19 protein-coding genes and 1 tRNA gene are annotated in these 24964 nt (G+C 69.7%); 11 read left to right on the forward strand and 9 right to left on the reverse strand.

What is annotated here, in order from left to right; translation table 11 throughout:
• Positions 1–229: 229 nt before the first annotated feature.
• The 3 genes from FH610_RS43845 to FH610_RS24985 all read right to left on the reverse strand — a co-directional run bounded on the left by FH610_RS43845 (position 230) and on the right by FH610_RS24985 (position 5580).
• Positions 230–1732 carry a trypsin-like serine peptidase gene (locus tag FH610_RS43845; protein ID WP_205826041.1) on the reverse strand — a complete coding sequence of 501 codons (1503 nt, stop codon included), beginning with the start codon at positions 1730–1732 and terminating at the stop codon, positions 230–232.
• A gap of 1048 nt (positions 1733–2780) precedes the next feature.
• Positions 2781–4553 (reverse strand): trypsin-like serine peptidase, encoded by a 1773-nt coding sequence (locus FH610_RS43850; RefSeq protein WP_205826042.1) that lies wholly within the window; start codon positions 4551–4553, stop codon positions 2781–2783.
• Between the two features lie 502 nt (positions 4554–5055).
• Positions 5056–5580: a MarR family winged helix-turn-helix transcriptional regulator gene (locus FH610_RS24985; RefSeq protein ID WP_139577263.1), complete on the reverse strand. Its 525-nt coding sequence runs from the start codon at positions 5578–5580 to the stop codon at positions 5056–5058.
• A gap of 83 nt (positions 5581–5663) precedes the next feature.
• On the opposite strand from FH610_RS24985, the gene FH610_RS24990 reads away from it, so the two are divergent.
• Both FH610_RS24990 and FH610_RS24995 read left to right on the forward strand, forming a co-directional pair.
• Complete coding sequence (locus tag FH610_RS24990; protein ID WP_240809175.1) at positions 5664–6422, forward strand: trans-aconitate 2-methyltransferase; 759 nt, start codon at positions 5664–5666, stop codon at positions 6420–6422.
• A gap of 57 nt (positions 6423–6479) precedes the next feature.
• The gene (locus FH610_RS24995) at positions 6480–7949 is read left to right on the forward strand and encodes a CYTH and CHAD domain-containing protein (protein WP_139577264.1); all 1470 of its coding nucleotides are present in this window, start codon (positions 6480–6482) and stop codon (positions 7947–7949) included.
• Positions 7950–8027: 78 nt separating this feature from the next.
• Here FH610_RS24995 and FH610_RS25000 read toward each other — a convergent pair whose 3' ends face one another.
• From FH610_RS25000 to FH610_RS25015, 4 genes are all read right to left on the reverse strand, one after another.
• Positions 8028–8978, reverse strand: coding sequence for an NUDIX hydrolase (locus FH610_RS25000; protein ID WP_240809176.1), 951 nt, complete (start codon positions 8976–8978; stop codon positions 8028–8030).
• Positions 8979–8982: 4 nt separating this feature from the next.
• Positions 8983–11079 (reverse strand): RNA degradosome polyphosphate kinase, encoded by a 2097-nt coding sequence (locus FH610_RS25005; protein WP_139577265.1) that lies wholly within the window; start codon positions 11077–11079, stop codon positions 8983–8985.
• 229 nt (positions 11080–11308) lie between these two features.
• Positions 11309–12286, reverse strand: coding sequence for a TetR/AcrR family transcriptional regulator (locus tag FH610_RS25010; RefSeq protein WP_205826043.1), 978 nt, complete (start codon positions 12284–12286; stop codon positions 11309–11311).
• A gap of 286 nt (positions 12287–12572) precedes the next feature.
• Positions 12573–13511: an acyl-CoA desaturase gene (locus tag FH610_RS25015; RefSeq protein WP_139577266.1), complete on the reverse strand. Its 939-nt coding sequence runs from the start codon at positions 13509–13511 to the stop codon at positions 12573–12575.
• Positions 13512–14073: 562 nt separating this feature from the next.
• On the opposite strand from FH610_RS25015, the gene FH610_RS25020 reads away from it, so the two are divergent.
• The 3 genes from FH610_RS25020 (at position 14074) to FH610_RS25030 (ending at position 17034) form a co-directional block, all read left to right on the forward strand.
• A tRNA-Gln gene (locus tag FH610_RS25020) sits at positions 14074–14144 on the forward strand.
• Positions 14145–14326: 182 nt separating this feature from the next.
• Positions 14327–15805 carry a bifunctional UDP-N-acetylglucosamine diphosphorylase/glucosamine-1-phosphate N-acetyltransferase GlmU gene (gene glmU, locus FH610_RS25025; RefSeq protein WP_139577267.1) on the forward strand — a complete coding sequence of 493 codons (1479 nt, stop codon included), beginning with the start codon at positions 14327–14329 and terminating at the stop codon, positions 15803–15805.
• Positions 15806–16056: 251 nt separating this feature from the next.
• Positions 16057–17034, forward strand: coding sequence for a ribose-phosphate diphosphokinase (locus FH610_RS25030; protein ID WP_139577268.1), 978 nt, complete (start codon positions 16057–16059; stop codon positions 17032–17034).
• 55 nt (positions 17035–17089) lie between these two features.
• Here FH610_RS25030 and trpS read toward each other — a convergent pair whose 3' ends face one another.
• A complete protein-coding gene (trpS, locus tag FH610_RS25035) occupies positions 17090–18169 on the reverse strand; it encodes a tryptophan--tRNA ligase (RefSeq protein ID WP_139577269.1) in 1080 nt (359 codons plus the stop codon).
• 291 nt (positions 18170–18460) lie between these two features.
• Here trpS and FH610_RS25040 point away from each other — a divergent pair, with 291 nt between their 5' ends.
• On the forward strand, positions 18461–19057 hold the full coding sequence (locus tag FH610_RS25040; protein WP_139577270.1) for a 50S ribosomal protein L25/general stress protein Ctc: 597 nt from the start codon (positions 18461–18463) through the stop codon (positions 19055–19057).
• Positions 19058–19138: 81 nt separating this feature from the next.
• A complete protein-coding gene (pth, locus tag FH610_RS25045; protein ID WP_139577271.1) occupies positions 19139–19750 on the forward strand; it encodes an aminoacyl-tRNA hydrolase in 612 nt (203 codons plus the stop codon).
• Here pth and FH610_RS25050 read toward each other — a convergent pair.
• Positions 19725–20372: a 3'-5' exonuclease family protein gene (locus FH610_RS25050; RefSeq protein ID WP_205826044.1), complete on the reverse strand. Its 648-nt coding sequence runs from the start codon at positions 20370–20372 to the stop codon at positions 19725–19727. The genes pth and FH610_RS25050 overlap by 26 nt on opposite strands.
• 75 nt (positions 20373–20447) lie before the next feature.
• Between FH610_RS25050 and FH610_RS25055 the strand changes: the two genes are divergently transcribed.
• Genes FH610_RS25055 through cysN form a run of 4 tightly spaced genes read left to right on the forward strand, consistent with a single transcriptional unit; the run spans position 20448 to position 24876 of the window.
• A complete protein-coding gene (locus FH610_RS25055; RefSeq protein ID WP_420813734.1) occupies positions 20448–21911 on the forward strand; it encodes a sugar transferase in 1464 nt (487 codons plus the stop codon).
• Between the two features lie 3 nt (positions 21912–21914).
• The gene (locus FH610_RS25060; RefSeq protein ID WP_139577272.1) at positions 21915–22688 is read left to right on the forward strand and encodes a 3'(2'),5'-bisphosphate nucleotidase CysQ; all 774 of its coding nucleotides are present in this window, start codon (positions 21915–21917) and stop codon (positions 22686–22688) included.
• Positions 22689–22699: 11 nt separating this feature from the next.
• Positions 22700–23614 carry a sulfate adenylyltransferase subunit CysD gene (gene cysD / locus FH610_RS25065; protein WP_139577273.1) on the forward strand — a complete coding sequence of 305 codons (915 nt, stop codon included), beginning with the start codon at positions 22700–22702 and terminating at the stop codon, positions 23612–23614.
• Positions 23614–24876 carry a sulfate adenylyltransferase subunit CysN gene (cysN, locus tag FH610_RS25070; protein ID WP_139577274.1) on the forward strand — a complete coding sequence of 421 codons (1263 nt, stop codon included), beginning with the start codon at positions 23614–23616 and terminating at the stop codon, positions 24874–24876. The genes cysD and cysN overlap by 1 nt, the downstream gene beginning before the upstream one ends.
• Positions 24877–24964: the final 88 nt, after the last annotated feature.

Below are 24964 nucleotides of genomic sequence, written 5' to 3' on the forward strand. Positions count from 1 at the left end.
GTTCCGGTCTTCCCTATACGGGCGATGAGTGCTGTGTGTGACCTAAATCACACTTATGAGTGAAACCGGATGAGGCTCGCTTCCGTCAAAGCGGGCCTCTCGGGACGCTCGACGCGCTGACAGGTCGCCCCCACGAGGAGGCGGGGCGGTTTCCGGACATGCGAAAAGGGCCCGGCTGGAGGCCGGGCCCTTCCCTTTATGGTCCAGTCAGAGCGTCAGAGAACTAGTCTCAGACGATCTTGCCGGAAGCGAACTTCGCGGCGTACTGGTAGACGGCCAGGGTCTCACCGTCGAAGTACGGGGAGACGCTGGTGTCGATGCGCTTGTTGCCGTCGGTGTCGGAGACCGCGATGGTCACACCGTTCAGGTAACCAAGACGCTTGGTGCTGCTGTAGCGGTACAGCCAGGACGAGCCGATCGAGCCCTCACCGGTGAAGGAGGACTTGATCCCGACGAGCTCCTCGGCCTTCATGGACGGCGCGGCCGCCTTGAAGGTCTTGCCGTAGGCCCACTTGAGGGTCTTGCCGGTGAAGGCGTAGTTGCCGTCCGGGTGCGACCCGCTCGGGTAACCGAAGACGAAGATCCCGGTGCCGATCTTCTGGTTGTAGGCCAGGCCCTGCCCACCGACGTTGGCGCCCAGGGAGCCGACGTCCTTCAGCGCGATGTCCACGAGGTGGCCACGCAGCCTGTAGTCGACGTCGAAGTTGCCCCAGTAGGTCGCCTTGTACCAGCCGTTGTCCTTGGCGAAGTAGAAGGCCTTGCCGTCGGACGACCAGCCACCGTTGCCGAACTCCTCCTTGGAGACCCGGCTGACGATGGTGCCCCACGTCCTGTCCTGGTACGTGGAGGTGCCGTTGTTCTTGGCCTGGTTCTCCAGGGTGGTCCGGTTCGCGTCGGTGTTGCCGCCGAGCTGGTCGCGAGTGGCGGGCGCCTTCGCCGAGTCCGGCGTGCGCAGGGGGACCCGCTTGGTGTAGTCCACCACCGGCACGATCTTGCCCGCGAAGCCGGTGCTCTTGAGCTCCAGCTCCTTCTGGGCCTTCTCCGCGTCGGCCATGGTCTCGAACGTGCGGTTGTCCACCCAGTTCTTGACGTGGTCAACGGCCACGTCGGTGACCTGGACGCCGTTGTAGACCGTCACGAACGCGTAGTCGCGGTCGCCGTCCTCGTAGACGTCGTAGTCGTAGTGGGTGTACGCGGTCTTACCCACGTAGATGCCCCACGGGGTCTTGCCCTGGTAGTAACCCGGGATGAACACCCAGTTGCCGAGGGTGTCCTTGTTGCTCACCGTGTCGTAGACGCAGTGACCCGCGGTCGCGACCAGGTTCTTCCACTGGCTCTGCACGGCGGTGGCCGAGCACCAGTGCGGCTTGTTGTCGCCGCCGATGAAGAACACCTTGCCGGTGGTCTTCGGCAGGTTGACGTTCTTCAGGGTCGCCGTGGAGGGCTTCTGGTCGCCGCTGGAGCCGACGACGCCGGCCTTGCTGTCGGCCGAAGCACCACCGGTCGAGACGTGACGCGTGGGGATGGTCGTCTCGACGTTGTACGGCGTGGCGTTGATCAGGTTCGCCTTGTTCTGGCCGTACCAGAACGCCGCGACCTGCTTGGCCGCGTAGTTCGTGTTGGCCAGGTTCACGGGCGGGGCGACGTCGGTGTCGGCGTGGGCCGGCGCGGCGACGGCGGCAGCGGCCAGCAGACCCGCTGCGATCCCGCCGAGAGCGAGAGTGCGCTTCATGGATTTCTCCCTGGTCTGTCGTGGGACGTCACTTGCGCCCCATCCGTCAGTAAGAGACGAGGAGAAAGGTATAGGAGAGTTAAGGGTGGTGTAAGGGCATTCGTGGCTTCTGTTCGCTCGATGCCGACCCCGCGTCAACCCGTCGTTCAAGCCTTCCGGTGCGTTTCCGCTGATCATTTACGGGGTACCGCAAACTTCTTGACCGACCGGAACAGCTGTAGATGTGACGCAGATCACAGGTTGCGGTGAAACCGTGGGGGCGCCGTTCCCGTCAAAACTCGGCTCCTCCGGACGCTGGGCGCTGCTGGGTCGGCTCGCTCCCCGCATGCCCGGAATCGTCCACTTCTTCCGTCTCCGGAGCTTGCGCCGAGGGGGGAGGCGAGCTCCCGCCCCCTCGGCGAGAGGCGGCACCGGCCTACGCGTGGCTACCGCGTTCGCGGCTCTGTCGTCCCGCATGACCCCCGTCTCCGCCGATGAAGCCGGTATCTACCTGGCCCACACCGTCGACGGCGATGGCATTTGGAACGATCCGTTCAAGCAGTGGCGGGAATTGAATCGGTCCAATCAGGGGGCTTGGATGTCATTCTCCGCCCGGCATTTGTCGGCACCTTGTCAAGGCGGATAGGGAGGAGCGGGGCCCTGACATCGTGAAGGAATGATGCGAGCGCTCGTACGGGGAAGATCACTCACGTGCGCTTCAGCTCGGACCGAGCGGTTGGGCGGTGCGGAAGGGCCTCGAATCACCAGGGCGACGCCGCGGGCAGGCGGGCAGGGCGGCGTCCGTCTTCCTACGCCGGCGCCGCAGCGACGGGACCGGGCGTATGGGGCCCTCGCACGCGGCATCCGGCTATCGCCGGTCGAGTGGGGTCGCTCCCGCGCCCGGGCAAGGAGCAGAGGCGCAGGGGCGACGGCGCTTGCGTGGAGGAGACACGCGCGCCGTACGGCGAGGGCGATGTTCCTCGCCCGGTGCGGCGTTCCGGAGGAAACGAAAGGGCCCGGATGGACAAGCCATCCGGGCCCTTCCTGAAGCCGTCAGGAGTCAGAAGACTCAGACGATGCGGCCGGAAGCGAACTTCGCGGCGTACTGGTAGACGGCCAGGGTCTCACCGTCGAAGTACGGGGAGATGCTGGTGTCGATGCGGTCGTTGCCGTCCACGTCGGCGAGACCGATGGTCACACCGTTGAGGTAGCCGAGCCGCTTGGCGTTGCTGTAGCGGTAGAGCCACGGCGAACCGATCGAGCCCTCACCGGTGAAGGAGGACTTGACGCCCACGAGCTCCTCGCCCTTGATGGCCGCGGCGCTCGCCTTGAAGGTCTTGCCGTAGGCCCACTTCATGGTCTTGCCGGTGAACTGGTAGTTGCCGTCCGGCTCCGACCCGCTCGGGTAGCCGAACATGAAGATGTTCGTCCCGATCTTCTGGTTGTAGGCCAGGCCCTGACCGCCCACGTTGTCGCCGAGACGACCCACGTCCTTCAGGGCGATCTTCAGCGTGCCGTGCGGCCTGTGGTCGTGACGGCCGTACATCGCCCAGAACGTCCGGGCGTAGTACTTGTACTTCGTCCGGTGGTCGTTGTCGTCGCAGTGGTCCCTGCCGCCGCCCCGACGGTCGTTGTCGGCGGAGAAGGTGTCGCGGGGGCCGCGGTCGTCGTCGCACCAGTCGGGCTTGCCGGTCGGCGAGGGGGACGGCGACGGGGACGGGGAGGCCGACGGGCTCGGGCTGGGGGAGGCCGACGGGGACGGGGACGGCTTGGGGCCGTGACCACCGGGGCCACCGGGGCCGTCGCCGGGGCCGCCCTTGAAGAGGACGACGTCGTCCGCGGCGGGCCTGCCGTGGTCGTGGTGACCCGGGCCACCGTGGCCGTGGTCGTCGTTGTCCCAGACCTTCTTGCGGAAGTACAGGGTCTTGCCGTCACCGCTGACGTACGAGTCGAAGCGGCTGCTGTACTGCCGCTCGCTGATCTCGCGGGTCTGGACACCCGTGCCCTTGGCCCAAGGGCCGTTGCCGGTGAGGTCCCTGCCCCTGTTCAGGGCCTGGAACTCGCGCACGGACAGGCGCTCGATGGACGTGCGGTGGTCGTCACGGCCGTGGTAGTCGTCGCGGCCGTAGCGGTCGTCGCGGCCGTGGTGGTCGTCACGCCCGTGGTCGTGTCCACGGTGGTCGTCCCGGCCGTACCTGTCGTACCTGTCGTAGCTGACGCCGGTGACCTGGACGCCGTTGTAGACGGTGACGAACGCGTAGTCGCGGTCGCCGTCCTCGTAGACGTCGTAGTCGTAGTGGGTGTACGCGGTCTTGCCCACGTAGATGCCCCACGGGGTCTTGCCCTGGTAGTAACCGGGGATGAAGACCCACTTGTCCAGCGTGGCCCGGTTGCTGTCGGTGTCGTAGACGCAGTGACCGGCGGTCGCGACCAGGTTCTTGTAGCCGTTCTGCACCGAGGTGGCCGAGCACCAGTGCGGCCTGTGGTCGGCGCCGATGAAGAACACCTTGCCCACGGTGCGGGGGAGGTTGACGTTCTTCAGGTTGCCGGTGGCGGCCTTCTGGTCGCCGCTCGACCCGACGACGCCGGGCTTGCTGCTGGCGGACGTCCCACCGGTCGAGACGTGCTTCGCGGGGAGCTTGGTCTCGACGTTGTACGGCGTGGCGTTGATCAGGTTGGCCCGAGCCTCGCCGAACCAGAACGCCGCCACCTGCTGGGCCGCGAAGTTGGTGTTCGCGAGGTTGATGGCGGGGATTTGGTCGGCGGCGTGGGCCGGTGAGGCGACGATGGCGGAGGCCAGGAGGCCGGCCGACACACCGCCGAGGGCGAGAGTGCGCTTCAAGGTGGATCTCCCTGGTCTGTCGTGAGGCGCCACTTGCGCCCCATGCGTCAGTGAAGGAACTAGGGAAGTTATAACGAAGAAACCCTCTGAAAACAGATATTTCAGAATTTCCTCTTCGTGCCCACAGGGTCTCCATACTTCGCCGACGGCGGTGCCGGTGCGCATCGTCCGCCTTGTCTCCGCTGATCACGCAGCATCCGCGCGTCTCCGGCTTTGGGCGCACATGGACCGATCCAAGAAAAAGTGTGACGAAAATCACATCTAAATTGGCATATCGATACCGGTTGTGAATGAGTCAGTGGCGGGTTGACGTGGCGTCCAATGGGCCGTCGAAAGCGTCAAAAGCGACAAATGGCAGAGATGGGCAGGACTTGGCCCTGATGAGGGCGTTTGTCAGCCTCAAATCCCGCCAGGGTCCGATCGGTTTCCGCCTCCATGGCGACGGCCATCTGAGTCTCGACCCCCCTGGCGGCCGAACCGGGGGCGCGGGAAGCCTGCCGGATCAGTGGGTGGCCGCGTCGGAGGTGTCGAAGGGGACCAGAAGTGTGCGCAGCAGTGCGGCGAGGGCCTGCTGTTCGTGCTGCTCGAGACCTGCGAGCAGTTCGCGTTCGCGCCGCAACAGGTCGGCGAAGGCGGCGTCCACGCGGTGCATCCCGGCGGGGGTCAGTCGCACCAGCACACCGCGCCGGTCCTCCGGGTCGGGGCGCCGGGTGACCAGCCCGGCGGCGGCCAGCCTGTCGATGCGGTTCGTCATCGTGCCCGAGGTCACCAGAGTGGCGCGCAGCAGTGCCCCCGGGCTCAGCTCGTACGGCTCGCCCGCGCGGCGCAGGGCCGTCAGCACGTCGAACTCCCACGACTCCATGTCGTGCGACGCGAAGGCCGCGCGGCGCTCGCGCTCCAGGTGCCGGCTCAACCGGGAGACCCGGCTCAGCACCTCGAGAGGCGTCACGTCCAGGTCGGGGCGCTCCTGCTTCCAGGCCGCGACCAGCCGGTCCACCTCGTCCTCGACGGGCCTAGAGAAGGTCATGGGCCGAGTCTAGCTTCTCTTGACATCGAGATATCTCGCGCGATATCGATTTATCTCGACGTCAAGATAATGAAGGAGGCCGCATGGGCGCGGACATCTGGGATCCGGAGGTCTACGAGCGGTACGCGGCCGAGCGTGGCCGCCCCTTCCACGAGCTCGTGGCCCGGGTGGGCGCCAGGTCGCCCGAGTATGTCGTCGATCTCGGCTGCGGCACCGGAGAGCTCACGGCGACCCTGTGTGATCGCTGGCCCGGTGCCCGGGTGCACGGCGTCGACTCCTCACCCGCGATGATCGCCAAGACGCCGCCCGGGCCGACGTTCGAGGTGGCCGACGTCCGCGACTGGCGCCCACCGCGCCCGGTCGACGTGATCGTCTCGAACGCGCTGCTGCAGTGGATCCCGGAGCACCCCGACCTGCTGCGCCGGTGGAGGAGCCACCTGACCGAGGGCGGCTGGCTCGCCTTCCAGGTGCCAGGCAACTTCCACGCGCCCAGTCACGCCGTCGTGCGCGAGCTGTGCCGTACGACCTGGCGGGAGGAGCTGGGCGACGTGCCGCGGGGCGAGCCGGTCGGGGATCCCGCCGACTACGTGGACCTGCTCGCCGGTCTGGGCTTCACCGTGGACGCGTGGGAGACGACCTATGTGCATGTCCTGCCCGGGGGCGACCCGGTGCTCGGCTGGATCAAGGGCACGGCTCTGCGGCCCATGCTCGACCGGCTGCCGCCTGAGCGCCACGCCGACTTCCTCGCCGACTGCGCCCGGGCCCTGCGGGCCGCCTACCCGCCCAGGCCGTACGGCACGCCGTTCCCGTTCCGGCGGATCTTCGTGGCCGCGCATCTGTGAGGTTTGTTCATCTTCGCGTGGCAGTATGACCGCCGACCGGGATATCCAGGGGGAACGGTGGCGCTGGAGATCGAGGACAAGTTCGACGTTCCGGAGGGCTTCGCCCTGCCCGACCTCGGCGGCGTGCCGGGATGTGAGGGGGTGTCCGAGCCGCTCTCCCACCGGCTGACCGCGGTCTACTTCGACACCCCCGACCTGCGGCTGGCGGCCCGGGGCGTCACCCTGCGCCGGCGGCGCGGCGGAGACGACGAGGGCTGGCACCTCAAGCTGCCCAAGGCCAAGGGCGCCCGTCAGGAGATCACCCGGCCGCTCACCCGCAGCGCCAAGGTGGTGCCCGCCGAGCTGGCGAGCCTCGTCCTCGCGTACACGCGGGGCGCGCCGCTCGCGCCGGTGGCCCAGCTGGAGACCCGCCGGGGAGTCACCCGGCTGCTCGGTCCGTCCGGCGCGGTGCTCGTGGAGATCGCCGACGACCGGGTGAAGGGCACGGTGCTCGGTGACGAGCCGGTGGTGCGGCGCTGGCGCGAGGTCGAGGCCGAGCTCAAGGAGGGCGAGCGCGACCTCCTCAAGAAGGTGGCCAAGCGGCTGCGCAAGGCGGGGGCCGCTCCCGCGGACAGCGCGAGCAAACTCGCGCGCGTCCTGGGCGACCGCATAGCCGCGCCGCCGCCGAGGACCCGGCCCGAGCCCGGTTCGGCAGGAGAGGTCGTCGTCGCCTACCTCCGCGCTCACGCCGACGCGCTGATCGCGCAGGACCCGCACGTACGGCTGGGCGAGGAGGACGCCGTCCACAAGGCCAGGGTCGCCTGCCGCCGCCTGCGCAGCGCGCTCAAGGCGTTCAAGCGGATCGTCGCCGGCACCGAGCACATCCAGGGGGACCTCCAGGAGGAGCTCAAGTGGCTCGGCGAGGTGCTGGGCGAGGCCCGTGACCTGGAGGTCATCCGGGCCCGCTTCGCCACCCGTCTCGACGGTCTCGACCCCCGCTTCGTCACCGCCGACGCGCGCCGCAGGCTGGGCGACGACCTGCTGGCCAGGGAGCACGACGCGTACGAGCGCATCCGGCGGGCGCTCAGCGAGGACCGTTACTTCGCGCTGCTCGACGCCCTCGACGCGCTGGCCGCCGACCCGCCGTTGACGGCCACGGCGGCCAAGAACGCGGACAAGGCCCTGCCGAAGATCGTGGACAGGAACTGGCGGCGGGTGACCGACGCCTACGAAGCGGCGCGGCGCATGGAGGAGGGCGAGGAACGGGAGACGGCCATGCACGACGTGCGCAAGGCCGCCAAGCGCGCCCGATACACGGCCGAGGCCGCCGGCATGTCTGGCGCGGCCGAGCGCGCCAAGCAGGTGCAGGAGGTGCTCGGACGGCACCAGGACGGCGTCGTCGCCCAGGGCGTGCTGCTTGAGGAGGCCGGAAGGGCACGGCAGGCCGGGGAGGACACCTTCACCTACGGCGTGCTGGCGGGCATCGAGAGCGCCGAGGCGGCCCGGGCTCAGGAGGAGTTCCCCGCAGTCTGGTCCCGTCTCGCCTGACACCCCGCCTGACCCTGCCGACTTACCCTGCCGCCTGACCGCGCTGCCGGTCTCAGGTCGCCTACCGCGCTGCCGGTCTCAGGTCGCGTAACGCTCCAGGCTCACGACGTGGTCGCCCGCGCCGACGGTGCCGTCGCCCGGATCGGCGGCGCGGTCTCTGCCGACGGCGCGGTGGAGCACGGCGAAGCCGCCCTTGGCGAGGGTGTGGTCGGCGGTCCGCACCCCGCGCAGCGCCTCGCCGGCCATGCCCAGCAGCTCGGGCAGGACCTTGCCGTGGCTGCACAGCACCGCGGGCACGGGCGCGGCCAGCAGACCGCGCATGGTTCGTTCCGCTTCGCGCGGGTCGTAGCCGCTCTCCGACAGCGCCGTCTGCTCGCGCATCTCCAGCCCGTGCCGCTCGGCGTACGGCTTGAGCGTCTGCGTGCAGCGCCTGCTGTGCGAGCTGACCAGGACGGCCGGGCGATAGGCCCCGAGCACCGTGGCCAGGACCTCGGCCTGGGCGCGGCCGCGCTCGTCCAGCGGGCGCCGGTCGTCGTCGCCCTTCCACTCCTGCCGGGAGCCCGCCAGCGCGTGCCGCAGCAGGATCAGCGGCGTGGTGACGAGGGGAGCGGCGCCGACGGCGCGCAGCAGGCTGCGGTCCCAGGCGTAGGTGAGGCGCCGTCGTGCCTCCTCGATCGGCAGCCACGCCACCTCGTCGACCTCGTCGCCATCGGTCGCGACCTGGTCGTCGAGAGCGTGGGCGAGCCAGTAGTCCACCCGCTTGAGCCGGCCGTCGTGCAGGTAGTGCACGGGCGGGAGCGCGCGGCCGAGCACGACCCGCAGGCCGGTCTCCTCCCGCACCTCGCGCAGGGCCCCCGCGATCACGTGCTCGCCGTGCTTGAGCTTCCCCTTGGGCAGGCTCCAGTCGTCGTACGCCGGGCGATGCACGAGGGCGACCTCCGGGTCGTCCTCGTCCCCCCGCCAGACGACCGCCCCGGCCGCCCTGATCATGCCCTTGGCCATACCCCTGACCATGCCCTCGGCGGTCACTCCGTCACTCCGTCACGTCGTCCACGGTTCGCCAGCGCCTCCCGGCGATCAGGTGGTGCTGCAGATCGACCTCGCCCCGGTGACGCAGCCACTTGCCGTCGGAGTGCAGCGTCCAGGCGGTGGTGGTGTCCAGGAACGCCAGGTCGAGCAGATCGGACAGATACCTGCGCTGCTGCGGACTGGTGACCTTGACCAGCGCCTCGACCCGCCGGTCCAGGTTGCGGCGCATCAGGTCGGCGCTGCCGATCCAGATCTCCGGCCGCCGTCCTCCGCCGAACTCGTACACCCGGGAGTGTTCGAGGAAGCGGCCGAGCACGCTGCGTACGCGAATGTTCTCCGACAGGCCGGGCACACCCGGGCGAAGCGTGCAGATGCCGCGCACCCACAGGTCCACCGGCACTCCCGCCTGCGAGGCGCGATACAGCGCGTCGATGATCGGCTCGTCCACCATCGAGTTGGTCTTGATCCGGATCCGGGCCGCGCGGCCCGCTCCGCGGTGGGCGATCTCCTGCTCGATCCGGGCGAGCAGGCCCCGGCGCAGCGAGTCGGGCGCGACCAGCAGCCGGCGATACTCGGACTGGTGGGAGTAGCCGGTCAGGTGGATGAACAGGTCGGTGACGTCCTCGCCCACCTGCGGGTCGGCAGTGAGCAGGCCGAAGTCCTCGTACTGCCGGGCCGTCTTCGGGTTGTAGTTGCCGGTGCCGATGTGGCAGTAGCGCCGCAACTCGCCGCCCGCCTCCTGGCGGACCACCATCGACAGCTTGCAGTGCGTCTTGAGGCCGAGCACGCCGTAGACCACATGGCACCCGGCCGTCTCCAGCTTGCGCGCCCAGGAGATGTTCGCGTGCTCGTCGAACCTCGCCTTGATCTCCACCACGACCACGACCTGCTTGCCCGCCTCGGCCGCGTCGATCAGCGCGTCCACGATCGGCGAGTCGCCGCTGGTGCGGTAGAGGGTCTGCTTGATCGCCAGCACGTCCGGGTCGGCCGCCGCCTCCTCCACGAACCGCTGCACGCTCGTCGCGAACGAGTCGTACGGGTGGTGGATGAGGATGTCGCGCTCGCGCAGGACGGCGAACAGGTCGTCCTCGGCGCTGATCGCCTCCGCCGGGACGAACGGCCGGTAGTGCAGCTCCGGGCGGTCGAGGTCGGCGATGGCGTGCAGCCCGGTCAAGTCGAGCGGCCCGGGCAGGCGGTAGATCTCGTTGTCGGACACGCCGAGCTCGTCCACGAGCAGTTCCAGCACCTGAGGGGTGATGGTGTCCTCGACCTCCAGCCGCACCGGCGGCCCGAACCGGCGGCGCAGCAGCTCGCGTTCCAGCGCCTTCATGAGGTTCTCCGTGACGTCCTCGTCGACCTCGAGGTCCTCGTTCCTGGTCACCCGGAAGACGTGGTGCTGCACGACCTGCATGCCCTTGAACAGCTCGCCCAGGTGGGCCGCGATCACGTCCTCCAGCGGGACGAACCGGTTCGGCGAGGCCGTCACGAACCGCGGGAGCTGCGAGGGGACCTTCACCCGCGCGAACACCGTGTGGCCGTCCTCCGGGTTCCGCACGGTCACGGCCAGGTTCAGCGAAAGACCCGAGATGTACGGGAACGGGTGGGCGGGGTCGACGGCCAGCGGGGTCAGGACCGGCCGGATCCGCTCACGGAAGAGCTTGCGCAGCGCCGTCCGCTCGTCCCTGGCGAGGTCGTCCCAGCGGACGATCGCGATGCCCTCCTCCGCGAGCTCCGGGCAGATGCGGTCGTGGAAGACCGCCGCGTGCCTGCGCGCGAGCTCGTCGGCGACCGTCGCGATCCGCGACAGCGCCTCGCTCGGCTTCAGCCCGCCCGTCGTCCGCAGCAGCAGGCCGGTCGCCATCCGCCGTTTGAGCCCGGCCACCCGTACGCGGAAGAACTCGTCCAGGTTGCTCGCGAAGATGGCGAGGAACCTGACGCGTTCGAGCAGCGGCACCGAGGAGTCCTCCGCCAGCTCCAGGACGCGCTCGTTGAACTGGAGCCAGCTCTCCTCCCGGTTGAGGAATCGCTCGTTGGGCAGCGGGGCGCGCGCGGGGAGGTCGGCCTCTTCCGGCTCATGGGCAGGGGAGCTTTGGGCGGACATATAACGAAATATGCCCTAAGTCGTTGAACGGAACGTTAACTTCACCGCAACGAAAGCGTCAGGCCGGTTTCGGCGGGCCGCGTTCTCCCTGATCGCCGCGCCTCCCGCGCATCGGCGACCGCCGCCCCGAACCGCCTCCCGCGAGCCGCTTCCCGCGCATCGGCGACCGCCGTCACGAGCGGCTTTCCGCGGTTTCCCGGCGAGCTCCCCCGAGTCGCAGGCGGGACGGTCAGATCTCCCCGTGCTGCTGCCGGTCGAATTCCTTGGCCCGCTCGCGCTGCAGGCGTTCCAGTTCCTTGGCCCGCTCGCGCTGGCGGCGTTCGAGTTCCTTGGCGCGTTCGCGCTGCTCTCGCTCCTGCGCCTTCTCCTGCTCGCGGCGGAGCTTCTCCTGCTCCTTCGTCTGCCGTTCGAGCTCCTTGGCGCGTTCGCGCTGCTCGCGTTCCTTGGCCTTCTCCAGCTCGCGCTGCTGGCGTTCGAGCTGCTTGGCGCGTTCGCGCTGCTCTCGCTCCTGCGCCTTCTCCTGCTCGCGGCGGAGCTTCTCCTGCTCCTTCGAATCGCGCTCGGCGGGTCTCGCCGTACGGGTCTCCGCGGCGGGGGACAGGACCAGGCCGCGTGTCGCGGCGGTGAGCGCGGGATTGGGATCGAGGCCGGTCAGGCCGTTCCAGGACAGGTTCACCAGGTGGGCGGCGACCTCCTCGCGGCGCGGCTTGCGCACCTCGAGCCACCACTGGCCGGTGAGAGCGGTCATCCCCACGAGCATCTGGGCGTACATCGGCGCGAGCTTGGGGTCGTAGCCGCGCTCCATGAACTCGTCCGCCAGGACGTCCTCCACCTGGCTGGCGATGTCGCTGATCAGGCTGGCGAAGGTGCCCGTACCCGAGGCGGCGTGGGAGTCGCGGACCAGGATGCGGAAGCCCTCGCTGCTCTCCTCGATGTACTGAAGGAGGGCGAGCGCGGCCCGCTCCAGCTTGACGCGGGCATGCGAGGCCGACAGAGCCTGGGTGACCAGGCTGAGCAGGCGCTGCATCTCCCGGTCGATGACGACGGCGTAGATGCCCTCCTTGCCGCCGAAGTGCTCGTAAACCACGGGCTTGGACACCTTGGCGCTGGCCGCGATCTCCTCGACCGAGGTGCCGTCGAAGCCCTTGTCCGCGAACAGGGCACGGCCGACCTGGATCAGCTGCTCGCGGCGTTCCGCGCCGGTCATGCGTCTTCGGGATCGAGAGGACTCGCTCACGGGTTCCATCATGGCGGGTGCGGCGGCCCGGACCCGGCTCGGGCCGGTTGCCGTCTTACGGGGAGAAGGCGCCGGACGCGCCGGTACGGCCACCGCCGAGGCGGGGGCCGTACGAGTGCCGGTGCCGGCGAGTGCCGGGAGGGCGGATGTGGCGGGCACCACCGCAGAAGACGGTGCCGATGCGGGGGGCGTCGGTGTGAGGGTCAGGGCCGCCGCGTTTCGTCGAGCGGCCCTGCCGTCAGCGCTGACTGAGTCGTCAGGCAATTCGCTTCGCCGCCAGCCGCTCCGGGGTCGGCCAGCGCACGTCGTGGGCCCATCCGGCCTTCTCGAACCAGCGGATCATGCCCGCGCTGAGGTCGATCTGGCCCTTGAGTGCGCCGTGCCGGGCGCAGGTGGGGTCGGAGTGGTGCAGGTTGTGCCACGACTCGCCGAACGACGGGATGGCCAGCCACCAGACGTTGCGGGACTTGTCGCGCGACTCGAACACCTCCTCGCCGAACACGTGGCAGATGGAGTTGATCGACCAGGTCACGTGGTGCAGCAGCCCGATCCGCATCAGCGTGCCCCAGAAGAAGGCGGTCAGCGCGCCCTGCCACGACCAGGTGATGAGGCCGCCCAGGACCGCCGGGAGCAGCAGGGAGGTGATCGCCAACGGGGGGAACCACCGGTGCAGCTTCATGATGTCCGGGTCCTTGAGCAGGTCCGGGGCGTACTTGGCGCGGTTGACGCGCTCGACCTCGAAGAGCCAGCCCACGTGCGCGTACAGCAGGCCCTTGCACATCGACTTGAAGCCGGGCCCGAACCGCCACGGCGAGTGCGGGTCGCCCTCCTTGTCGGAGAACTTGTGGTGCTTGCGGTGGGCGGCGACCCAGTCCAGCACCGACATCTCCAGCGAGAGGCTGCCGGCGATCCCGAGGGCGATCTTCAGAGGCCGGTTGGCCTTGAACGAGCCGTGGGTGAAATAGCGGTGGAACCCGACCGTGACCCCCAAGCCGGACACGACGTAGAACACGGCGGCGATCGCGATGTCCGTCCAGCCCAGGCCCCATCCCCAGGCGAACGGCACCGCGGCGATCACCGCGAGGATCGGAAGACCGACGACGAGTGCGAAGACGACCAGATCGGCTTTGCTCTTGCCTTCCGGCTCGAACTCCGGCTTCGGCTGTGGTGAGGGACGTTCGGTCAGGACGGTCATGGGCTACCTCACGAGATGGGGAAGAATGTCTGGCTACGGAACCGTAACCTACGCCATCGTAAGTTAGGAATCCCTAAGAGCGAATGTGTGGAAGGTGACGCTCCGGGCCACATCTGGTGGCGAATCCACGCCTTGCACCAACGGTCGGCCATCTGGTAGTGCCTCTTACTCACTTCCGGCCGCGTCGCCGATGCCGCGGCGTCCACGCCGACCTGCCCCGAATGGTGTCTCGGTAACATCCAGATTCGCCGTACTTCAGGCCATACGTGGGCGTGTGAGGCGGGCGGGTGATGCCGGGCCGCGTCGACGAGGCGGGCGCCGAGCGCGCGGATGTGCTCGACGAGTTCGGGCGGTTTCGTGCGCCTCGAAGGGGACGCCGAGGTGTGCGGCCCACGTGGCCGGCTCGTCGAGGGAGTTCGATCCGGCGGTGAGGACGCGCGCGCCGGCCCGGCCCGCTCCGTACGCGCTGAATTTTGGGGGCGCGCGCCAGGGGGACGGCTCTGTATCCTGAGTGCGGATTCCGGCGGCTGCCGGAACCCGGCAAAACGGCACTTCGCGCCCTTCCCGGGTCGTCTAGGGGCAAGACTACAGATTTTGGTTCTGTCAACGGAGGTTCGAATCCTCCCCCGGGAGCCTGTTCATTCGGCCGTAGGAGCCCCAGGGGGGCTGGTTCCCTTCCGGGGTACGGCAGGTAAGCTCACCTTGTCGAGCGGGTGACCGTGCGGTTCCTGGGTAGTGGACGCGTGGGAAGCCGCACCCGATTTGTACAGTCACGATCCGTGTAGTAAGCCGCGACGCCGAGGGAGCCTCAGTCCGTGAGTGTGCCGCGCCCGGCAGCCGTGATCGTCCTCGCCGCCGGCGAGGGCACCCGGATGAAATCGAAAACCCCCAAAGTCCTGCACGAGGTCTGCGGCCGAACGCTCGTCGACCACATGCTCGCCGCCGCGCGCGGCCTGTCGCCCGAGCGGCTGATCGTGGTCATCGGGCACGCGCGCGAGCAGGTCGGCGCCCATCTCGCGACGACCTCCGTGGACGCCCGTACGGTCGTCCAGGACAAGCAGAACGGCACCGGCCACGCCGTGCGCACCGCGCTCGAAGCCGAGGGCCCGATCGACGGCACCGTCCTGGTGACGTACGGCGACACGCCGCTGCTGCGCACCGAGACCCTGGCGGCCCTGCTCGAACGGCACGCCGCCGACGGCAACGCCGTCACGGTGCTGACCGCCGTCGTCCCCGACCCGGCCGGCTACGGCCGGATCGTGCGTGCCGAGGACGGCGCGGTGCTGGAGATCGTCGAGGAGAAGGACGCGACCCCCGAGCAGCGTGCGATCGCCGAGATGAACTCGGGTGTGTACGCCTTCGACGGCGCGCTCCTGGCCGACGGTCTGAAGCGGATCGGCGCCGCCAACGCCCAAGGCGAGGAGTACCTGACCGACGTGCTGGCCATCCTCCGCGAGGACGGCCACCGGGTGGGCGCGCACGTGGCCGCCGACCACGCCGAGGTCGAGGGCGTCAACGACCGCGTCCAGCTCGCCTTCGTCCGGCGCGTGCTCAACGACCGCATCCTGCAGGCGCACATGCGCGCCGGGGTGACCGTCGTCGACCCGCCCAGCACATGGGTCGACGCCGGGGTCGAGATGGAGCCCGACGCCGTGATCCACCCCGGCACCCAGCTCAAGGGCGCCACCAGGATCGGGGCGGGAGCCGAGGTCGGGCCGGGCAGCACGCTGACCGACACGGTCGTCGGCGAGGACGCGATCGTGCGCAACACCGTCGCCGACGGCGCGGAGATCGGTCCCGGCGCCGCCGTGGGCCCCTTCGCCTACCTGCGCCCCGGCACGGTGCTCGGCGCCAAGGGCAAGATCGGCGCGTTCGTCGAGACCAAGAACGCGCGGATCGGCGAGGGCTCCAAGGTCCCGCACCTGACGTACGTCGGCGACGCGACCATCGGGGTCGGCTCGAACATCGGTGCCGCCTGCGTCTTCGTCAACTACGACGGCGTCTCCAAGCACCACACGGTCGTGGGCGACCACGTGCGCGTGGGCAGCGACAACATGCTCGTCGCCCCGGTCACGATCGGCGACGGAGCGTACACGGCCGCCGGATCCGTGATCACATCCGACGTGCCGCCCGGGGCGATGGCGGTCGCCCGCGGCAAACAGCGCAACGTCGAGGGCTGGGTGACGCGCCGCCGCGCCGGCACCAAGTCGGCGGAGGCGGCCCGGCGGGCGATCGAAGCCCGCGACGCGGCCGCCGCGAACGGCGGAGACCCCGCCGGTGATCAGAGCCGGTGAATTAGGACCGGCGACTAGGACCACCTGCGGCCCGCCTCCCCGCGGGCCGTACGGGGACAGGTAAGAGTACGAGGCGCGGTCTGACCGCGTAGCGCCGAAGGGCCAGGCCAGGAGGACACCGTGACCGACCACATCGACCGGGCGAAGGGGTTTGCGAGCCCCGGGCGAGGCGAGGGAACGGCGTTATGGCCGGCCCGGCCCCAGAACCAGGCCCGGTACGGCGAACAGGCTCGACACGCGAGGAGCGCGGCATGAGCGGCAAGAAGACGACCGGTGAGCGGAACCTGATGTTCTTCTCCGGCCGGTCCCACCCCGAACTGGCCGACGAGGTCGCGAAAGCCCTCGGCGTCGAGATCACGCCCACGGCGCTGCGCGACTTCGCCAACGGCGAGATCTACGTGCGATACCTGGAGTCCGTGCGCGGCTGCGACGCCTTCGTCATGCAGAGCCACACCGCGCCGATCAACCAGTGGATCATGGAACAGTTGATCATGGTGGACGCCCTCAAGCGGGCCTCCGCCAAGCGGGTCACCGTGATCATGCCGTTCTACGGCTACAGCCGGCAGGACAAGAAGGGCCGCGGCCGCGAGCCCATCACCGCCAGGCTGATGGCCGACCTGTTCAAGCAGGCGGGCGCCGACCGGATGATGTCCATCGACCTGCACACCTCGCAGATCCAGGGCTTCTTCGACGGTCCGGTGGACCACCTGTTCGCCCTGCCGGTCCTGATCAACTATCTGCGCGGCAAGCTCGACCCGGAGACCACCACGATCGTCTCTCCCGACACCGGCCGCGTACGGCTGGCCGAGCGCTGGTCCGACAGCCTGGGCACGCCGGTGGCGTTCATCCACAAGCGGCGCGACCTCGACGTGGCCAACCAGGTGAAGGTGCACGAGGTGGTCGGCAAGGTGCGCGGCAGGACCTGCGTGCTGATCGACGACATGATCGACACGGGCGGCTCGATCTGCAAGGCGGCCGACGCGCTCTACGAGCACGGCGCGACCGACGTCATCGTGGCCGCCACCCACGCCATCTTCTCCGACCCGGCCGTGGACCGGCTCAAGAACTCCCGCATCTCCGAGGTGGTCGTGACCAACACGCTGCCCATCCCGGAGGAGAAGAGGTTCGACAGCCTCACGGTCCTGTCGATCGCCCCGCTGATCGCCCGGGCGATCACCGAGGTCTTCACCGACGGCTCCGTCACCAGCCTCTTCGAGGGCGACAGCTGAGCGGTGCGGGCCCCCGGTCTGGTCGGACGGCCGTCCGGGGGCCCGCGCGCGCCCTTCAGTAGAGGGCCTTCATCGCCTCCCGCACCTCCTTGAGGGTGTCGTCGGCGATGGCGTTCGCCCACTCGTTGCCGTCGCGAAGCACCCGGCGGATGTGGGCGCGGTCCAGGGCCAGCTCGGCGCGCCGTGCCCGGATGGGCGCGAAGTGATCGTTGACCGCGTCGGTGACGACGGCCTTCAGCGCGGCCGCTCCCCGGCCGCCGATCTCCTCGGCCACCTCGTGCGGGTCGCGGTCCAGGCACAGCGCAGCCAGAAGGACCAGGCTGGAGACTTCGGGCCGGGCCACCGGGTCGTACGTGATGTGGCGGTCCGCGTCGGTCTTGGCGCCGCGGATCATCCGGGCGGTCTCGTCGGCGGTCGCGGCCAGGGCGATGGCGTTGCCCCGGCTCTTGCTCATCTTGCCTCCGTCGGTGCCGAGCAACAGCGGGGCCGCGGACAGCAGAGCCTCCGGCTCGGGGAACACCGGACCGTAGCGGCTGTTGAAGCGGCGTGCGACGGTGCGGGCCACCTCCAGATGAGGCAGCTGATCCTGACCGACAGGCACGAGCCCGGCCTTGCAGAACAGGATGTCGGCGGCCTGGTGGACCGGATAGGTGAACATCAGCCCGCTGACCGCCGACTGACTCGAGTGGGCGATCTCATCCTTGACCGTGGGGTTGCGGCCCAGCTCCGCGACGGAGACCAGGCTGAGGAACGGCAGCAGCAGCTGGTTCAGCGCGGGGACCGCGCTGTGCGTGAAAACGGTGGCCCGGTCCGGGTCGATGCCCACGGCCAGGTAGTCGAGCACCAGGTCCTCCACGTGCTCCGCGAGCCGGTCGGCGACGTCGCGGTCGGTCAGGACCTGGTAGTCCGCGACGAGCACCATCATGTCCACGCCCAGGTTCTGGAGGCGGACGCGGTTGTGCAGGGTGCCGAAATAGTGCCCCAGGTGCAGCCGCCCGGTCGGGCGGTCCCCGGTCAGCGCGCGGAATCTTCCGGGCCGCTCGTGGATCTGTCTCTCCAGCTCGGCGCTGCGGCGCCGGGCGGCCGGCACGCCGAGCTCGTCGTCGTCCGGAGTGGTGTCGAGGATCGCGGTCATGTGTTCTCCCTTGGCAGGTGGTCCGCCGTTCCGACGGCGACCCCTCGTCCAGGGAGCACGAAAAAGGGCCGTCCATCCGAACGGCCCGGTCGTACGCGTGTGAGATGGCCGCTCCTACGTGGAGCGCCACCAGCCCTGACACAACGTACGAATCATGCGGCCAGTGTAACGGCCACCGAGGGACTGCCGGCAAGACGGTAGAGTGGTGGGGTTGCGCTCGTAACGCCTTCCGCTAGGGCGGGTGAGGGGGAGCGCGTCAATCCGCCGACGAGCATCCCTAGGAGATGTGCCGTGTCCGAAGTACGTATCGCCGCCGAGCTTCGCAACGAGTTCGGCAAGGGCGCCGCCCGCAAGATCCGCCGGGGGAACAAGGTCCCCGCCGTTCTCTACGGCCACGGCACCGAGCCCAAGCACCTGACCCTCCCCGGCCACGAGCTGCTGCTCGCGCTGCGCACGCCCAACGTGCTCATCCGCCTGCAGGGCGAGGGCGTGGACGAGATCGCGCTGCCCAAGGGCGTCCAGCGCGACCCGATCAAGGGCTTCCTGGAGCACGTCGACCTGCTGCTGGTCAAGCGCGGCGAGAAGGTCACCGTCGAGATCCCGGTCACCGTCACCGGCGACACGATCGGCAGCGCCATCGTCGAGCAGCAGCTCGTCACGATCTCGGTCGAGACCGAGGCGACCCACATCCCGACCGGCGTCGAGGTGGACGTGGACGGCAAGGACGCCGGCTTCGCGGTGCACGCGAGCGACCTGAAGCTGCCGAACGGCACCACGCTGGCGGGCGACCCCGAGGCCCTGGTGCTGCAGGTGATCGGCGCCCCGGCCGCCGAGCTGCCCGAGGAGGGCGAGGCCGCCGAGGGCGAGAGCGCCGAGGCCGCCGAGTAGGACCTGTTCGTGAGAGAGTCCTCCACAGGGTGTCCTGTGGAGGACTCTTCCATGTGGGGAAAGACAGCGGAGGAGACAGCGATGTCCGACACGTCCGCGCAGCGGTGGCTGGTGGCGGGCTTGGGCAACCCCGGGCCGGAGTACGCCGGAAACCGGCACAACGCGGGCTTCATGGTGCTCGACGAGCTGGCGGCCCGGGTGGGCGGGCGGTTCAAGGCGCACAAATCGCGGGCCGAGGTGGTCGAGGGCCGCCTGGCCGCGCTCCCGGTCGTGCTGGCCAAGCCGCTGTCGTTCATGAACCTGTCGGGCGGCCCGGTGAAGGCGCTGGCCGACTTCTACAAGGTCACCCCCGACCGGGTGATCGTGGTCCACGACGAGCTGGACATCCCGTACGGGGCGCTGCGCGCGAAGACCGGCGGCGGGGACAACGGCCACAACGGGCTGAAGTCGATCACGAAGTCGCTCGGCACGCGCGACTACCCGCGGATCAGGTTCGGCATCGGCCGCCCGCCGGGCCGCATGGACGCGGCGACGTTCGTGCTGCGCGACTTCGCCACGGCCGAGCGCAAGGACCTGCCGTTCCTCGTCGACCGGGCGGCCGACATGGTGGAGTCGCTGATGACCGCCGGTCTGGAGGCGACGCAGAACCGCTTCCACGCCGCCGACCTCAATCCGGCGAAGCCTCCCCGCTGAGATCCGGCGAGGCCGCCCCGCCGACGCCGCTCGCGTCGCGCCCGCGGGCGGCGCCCGGCCACAGCATGAGGTTCTGCAGCAGTTCCGCCTGCTCGATGGCGTCGTCGAGCGCGTTGTGGGTGTGCGGGCGCCGCGCCCGCACCTCGCGCGGCATCTGGCGCTTTGTCGCCCAGGCCACCGGCACCACGGCCTTGGCGGCGTACAGCGTCTTGATGTCGATGCACCGGGAGTGGCCGAAGGGCGACTGCCCGGTGAAGCGGAGGAAGTACCAGTACATCCACATCCAGTCGTACGACAGCGGGAAGGCCGCGAGCACCGGCAGGTCGTCGCCGCAGACCTCGCGCACCCAGGCCGCCGCCTCCGTCATCGCCTCGGCCGGGTCGCGTCCCTCGCGCAGCAGCGTCGTCCGGTCGAGGCCGCTCACCGCCAGCGCCTCCGCCACCCAGTCGTCGCTGATCGGCCGTAACTCCGCGTAGAACGTCAGGGACTCCGGGTCGGTCCGCTCGAACCGCCGCCCGGTCATCCGGCCGGCCACGGTCATGCCGAAGCTGACCATCGAGTACGGCCCCGGAATCGGGCCGTCCGCCTCGACATCAACCGATATGTACGTTTCGGCTTTCAACGAATCTCCCTGAGACGCCGGGGTGAGGCCGCTAGCATTCCATCACCGTCGGTATTGACAGGATTACGGGGGGCGATGGTGCTGGACGGTGACACGTCCTCGGTCGCCGTCGGCACGTCCCGGGACTCGCCCGCCCATCCGATGCCGCGGCCTCCCGAGTGGGCCGTCCGGTATCGGCTCACCGCGGCCGTCTGCGACATCGTGGGCGCCCTTCTCGCGGGGGTCACCGCCGTGGTGATCCGGTTCGGCGAGGTTACTCCGTACGTGATGCCCTATGTGATGGCGAGCGCCGCGCTGCCCGCCGTCTGGACGGTGATCCTGGTGCTGAGCCGGGCGTACGAGCCGCGCCTGATCGGCGTGGGGGCCGAGGAGTTCCGCCGGGTCGCACGGGGCGGCTTCACGTTGATCGCGGGTGTGGCGATCGCGGCGTACGCGTCGAAGACCGAGATAGCCCGCGGCTACGTGCTGATCGCGCTGCCGCTCGCCACCGTGCTCACCCTCGGGGCGAGGTACGGCCTGCGGCAGCGGCTGCACCGCAGGCGGGCCAGGGGCGAGGGCTGCATGCGCAGGGTCGTGGTGGTGGGCCACCGGGCGGCGATCGCCGAGCTGGTCGGCACCTTCCGCAGGGAGCGCTACCACGGGATGGAGGTGGTGGCCGCCTGCGTGCCCACCGGCGCCGCCGGCCGGGTCGCGGACGTGCCGGTGCTCGGCGACTTCACCGACGTGCCGCTGGTGGTCGAGCAGGTCCGGGCGGACACGGTGGCGGTGCTCGCCTGCCCCGAGCTGGACGGCACGGCGCTGCGCAGGCTGGCCTGGCGGCTGGAGCGGACGCGCACCGACCTCGTGGTGGCGCCCGCGCTGATGGAGGTGGCCGGCCCGCGGATCGCGATCCGCCCCATCGCCGGGCTCCCGCTGCTGCACGTGGAGCATCCCGAGCTGGCAGGAGGGCGCCGGCTGGTCAAGGGCGTGTTCGACCGGCTGGTCGCCGCCGCCGCGCTGGTCGTGCTCGCCCCGCTGCTGGCCGCCGTCGCCGTGGCCGTGCGGGCGACCGGCCCGGGGCCCGTCCTGTTCCGCCAGCGGCGGGTCGGCAGGGACGGCGTGGAGTTCACGATCCTGAAGTTCCGCACGATGCGCCGGGACGCGGAGGCCCGCAAGGTCGAGCTGGTCAGCGACGCCGACGGCGTGCTGTTCAAGGTGCGCAGGGACCCGCGGGTGACCCGGCTCGGCGCCGCGCTGCGGCGTTACTCGCTCGACGAGCTGCCGCAGCTGTTCAACGTGCTGCGGGGCGACATGTCGCTCGTCGGACCGCGCCCGCCGCTGCCCGAGGAGGTCGCGCGGTATGGCGACGACGTGCGCCGCAGGCTCGTGGTGCGGCCCGGGATGACCGGGCTCTGGCAGGTAAACGGCCGATCCGACCTCTCCTGGGAGGAATCGGTACGGTTGGACCTACGTTATGTCGAGAACTGGTCTCTCATGCTGGATCTGCAGATCTTATGGAAGACGTGGTCTGCGGTCGCCGGCGGGGCGGGAGCGTACTGAGAAATGACGATGCGGGACGACCATTCCCTCGCCGGTGAGCTGGCGACGGAGGCGGGGGAGCGGCTCCTGGAGCTGCGCGCCCGTCTCGGGTTCGAGGACGGCCGGGCGCTGAAGGACGCCGGGGACCGCGCGTCCCACGAGTTCCTCATGGACGCCCTGAGGCGGCTGCGGCCGGACGACGCCGTGCTGTCGGAGGAGGCGACCCGCGAGGAGCGGATGGACCCCCGGCGGCTGTCGGCCGAGCGCGTCTGGATCGTCGATCCTCTCGACGGCACCCGTGAGTTCTCCGAGCAGGGCCGCACCGACTGGGCCGTCCACGTGGCCCTGTGGGAACGCGGCGCCCTCACCGCCGGAGCGGTCGCCCTGCCGGCCCAGGGGCGTACGCTGACGACGGCGGCGCCGCCCGAGCTGCCGGAGAAGGTGCGCGAGCCGTTCCGCATCGCGGTCAGCCGCACCCGGCCGCCTGAGTTCGTCCGTGAGCTGGCCGCCCGCCACGGCGGGGAACTCGTCCCCATCGGCTCGGCCGGTGCCAAGATCGCCGCGGTCCTCACCGGAGAGGTCGAGGCGTACGTGCACGCCGGGGGCCAGTACGAGTGGGACTCGGCCGCGCCGGTCGCGGTGGCGGTCGCGGCGGGGGCCCACGCGAGCAGGATCGACGGCTCACCCCTGACCTACAACCAGGGGGACCCCTGGCTGCCGGATATCCTGGTCTCCCTACCGGATCTGGCGCCAACGTTGCTCGCCGGAATCCGTGACCTGCATCGCCAGACTCCGTGAAGGAAGTCCCCATGCTTCAGCGTGACTACACCACGTCACAGCTCGACGTGCTCGAGGCCGAGGCGATCCACATCATGCGTGAGGTCGCGGCCGAGTTCGAGCGCCCGTGTCTGCTCTTCTCCGGCGGCAAGGACTCCATCGTCATGCTGCGGGTCGCCGAGAAGGCCTTCTGGCCGGCGCCGATCCCCTTCCCCCTGATGCACGTCGACACCGGGCACAACTTCCCCGAGGTCATCGAGTTCCGCGACCGGCGGGTCGCCGAGCTGGGCGCGCGGCTGGTGGTCGCGTCGGTCCAGGCGTCGATCGACGCCGGGCGGGTGGTCGAGCAGACCGGGCGGCGGGCCTCCCGCAACCGGCTGCAGACGACGACGCTGCTGGACGCCATCGAGGAGCACGAGTTCGACGCGGTGTTCGGCGGGGCTCGGCGCGACGAGGAGAAGGCCCGGGCCAAGGAGCGGGTGTTCTCCTTCCGCGACGAGTTCGGCCAGTGGGACCCGAAGAACCAGCGCCCCGAGCTCTGGAACCTCTACAACACCAAGATCAGCAGGGGCGAGCACATCCGCGTGTTCCCGCTGTCGAACTGGACCGAGCTGGACGTGTGGCACTACATCCGGCGTGAGGGCATCGAGATCCCGTCGATCTACTTCTCCCACACCCGCACGGTCTTCGAGCGCGACGCCATGCTGCTGGCCGACTCCGAGGTGGTCCAGCGGGGCGACGACGAGCCCACGTTCGAGGCCGTCGTCCGCTACCGCACGGTCGGCGACATGACCTGCACCGGCGCGGTCGCCTCGACCGCCACCACGATCGACCAGATCATCGACGAGATCGCCGCCACCCGGATCACCGAGCGCGGCGCCACCCGCGCCGACGACCGGGCCTCCGAGGCCGCCATGGAAGATCGCAAGAAGGAAGGCTACTTCTGATGGACATCCTTCGTTTCGCGACGGCGGGCAGCGTCGACGACGGCAAGTCGACGCTGATCGGGCGGCTGCTGTTCGACTCCAAGGCGATCTTCGAGGACCAGCTCGAAGCGGTCGAGCGCACCTCCCGCGATCGGGGCACGGAGTACACCGACCTGTCGCTGCTCACCGACGGCCTGCGGGCCGAGCGCGAGCAGGGCATCACGATCGACGTGGCCTACCGCTACTTCGCCACGCCCAAGCGGAAGTTCATCATCGCCGACACCCCCGGGCACATCCAGTACACCCGGAACATGGTCACCGGCGCCTCCACGGCCGACCTGGCGATCATCCTGATCGACGCGCGCAAGGGCGTGCTGGAGCAGTCGCGGCGGCACGCCTTCCTCACGACGCTGCTGCGGGTGCCGCACCTCGTGCTCGCGGTGAACAAGATGGACCTCGTCGACTACTCCGAGGCCCGGTTCGAGGAGATCCGCGAGGAGTTCACCGCGTTCGCCAGCAAGCTGAACGCGTCCGACCTCACGTTCATCCCGATCTCGGCGCTGCACGGCGACAACGTGGTCTCCCGCTCGGAGAACATGCCGTGGTACGAGGGCTCCTCGCTGCTGCACCATTTGGAGAACGTGCACATCGCCTCCGACCGCAACCTGGTCGACGTGCGCTTCCCCGTGCAGTACGTCATCCGCCCGCACAGCGCGACCAGCCAGGAGCTGCACGACTACCGGGGCTACGCAGGGCAGGTCGCGGGCGGCGTGCTCAAGCCGGGCGACGAGGTGCTGCACCTGCCCTCCGGCCTGACCACGACGATCACCGGGATCGACACCTTCGACGGCCCGGTGGAGGAGGCGTTCGCGCCGATGTCGGTCACGCTGCGCCTGGGCGACGACATCGACATCTCCCGGGGCGACATGATCTGCCGGCCGAACAACCAGCCGCAGGCCGCCCAGGAGATCGACGCGATGATCTGCTGGATGGCCGACGGCCTGAAGCTCCAGCCGCGCTCCAAACTGATCATCAAGCACACCACCCGTACGGCCCGGGCTCTCGTGCGGGACCTGCACTACCGGCTCGACGTCAACACCCTGCACCGGGACGAGTCGGCCACCGCTCTCGGCCTGAACGAGATCGGCCGGGTGTCGCTGCGGACGACCCAGCCGTTGTTCGTGGACGACTACGCCCGCAACCGCCTCACCGGCGGCTTCATCCTGATCGACGAGGCCACCAACGGCACCGTCGGCGCCGGGATGATCGTCGACGCGCGCTGACCGGCGCTTCTCGAAGGACCTGGGAAGTCCCGCTCGGACGGCCTGCGAGGGCGAGGCACAGGGCGGCACAGCGCGGCAGCACAGGGCG

This window comes from Microbispora catharanthi, from assembly GCF_006334915.2.
In the GTDB taxonomy this organism is placed as follows: domain Bacteria; phylum Actinomycetota; class Actinomycetes; order Streptosporangiales; family Streptosporangiaceae; genus Microbispora; species Microbispora catharanthi.

Bases quoted from the DNA above. Each gene is read 5' to 3' on its own strand.
- FH610_RS43845 (WP_205826041.1), bottom strand. From the start codon at position 1,732: ATGAAGCGCACTCTCGCTCTCGGCGGGATCGCAGCGGGTCTGCTGGCC.
- FH610_RS24985 (WP_139577263.1), bottom strand. From the start codon at position 5,580: ATGACCTTCTCTAGGCCCGTCGAGGACGAGGTGGACCGGCTGGTCGCG.
- FH610_RS24990 (WP_240809175.1), top strand. From the start codon at position 5,664: ATGGGCGCGGACATCTGGGATCCGGAGGTCTACGAGCGGTACGCGGCC.
- FH610_RS25005 (WP_139577265.1), bottom strand. From the start codon at position 11,079: ATGTCCGCCCAAAGCTCCCCTGCCCATGAGCCGGAAGAGGCCGACCTC.
- FH610_RS25010 (WP_205826043.1), bottom strand. From the start codon at position 12,286: ATGACCGGCGCGGAACGCCGCGAGCAGCTGATCCAGGTCGGCCGTGCC.
- FH610_RS25015 (WP_139577266.1), bottom strand. From the start codon at position 13,511: ATGACCGTCCTGACCGAACGTCCCTCACCACAGCCGAAGCCGGAGTTC.
- FH610_RS25030 (WP_139577268.1), top strand. From the start codon at position 16,057: ATGAGCGGCAAGAAGACGACCGGTGAGCGGAACCTGATGTTCTTCTCC.
- trpS (WP_139577269.1), bottom strand. From the start codon at position 18,169: ATGACCGCGATCCTCGACACCACTCCGGACGACGACGAGCTCGGCGTG.
- pth (WP_139577271.1), top strand. From the start codon at position 19,139: ATGTCCGACACGTCCGCGCAGCGGTGGCTGGTGGCGGGCTTGGGCAAC.
- FH610_RS25055 (WP_420813734.1), top strand. From the start codon at position 20,448: ATGGTGCTGGACGGTGACACGTCCTCGGTCGCCGTCGGCACGTCCCGG.
- FH610_RS25060 (WP_139577272.1), top strand. From the start codon at position 21,915: ATGACGATGCGGGACGACCATTCCCTCGCCGGTGAGCTGGCGACGGAG.
- cysD (WP_139577273.1), top strand. From the start codon at position 22,700: ATGCTTCAGCGTGACTACACCACGTCACAGCTCGACGTGCTCGAGGCC.
- cysN (WP_139577274.1), top strand. From the start codon at position 23,614: ATGGACATCCTTCGTTTCGCGACGGCGGGCAGCGTCGACGACGGCAAG.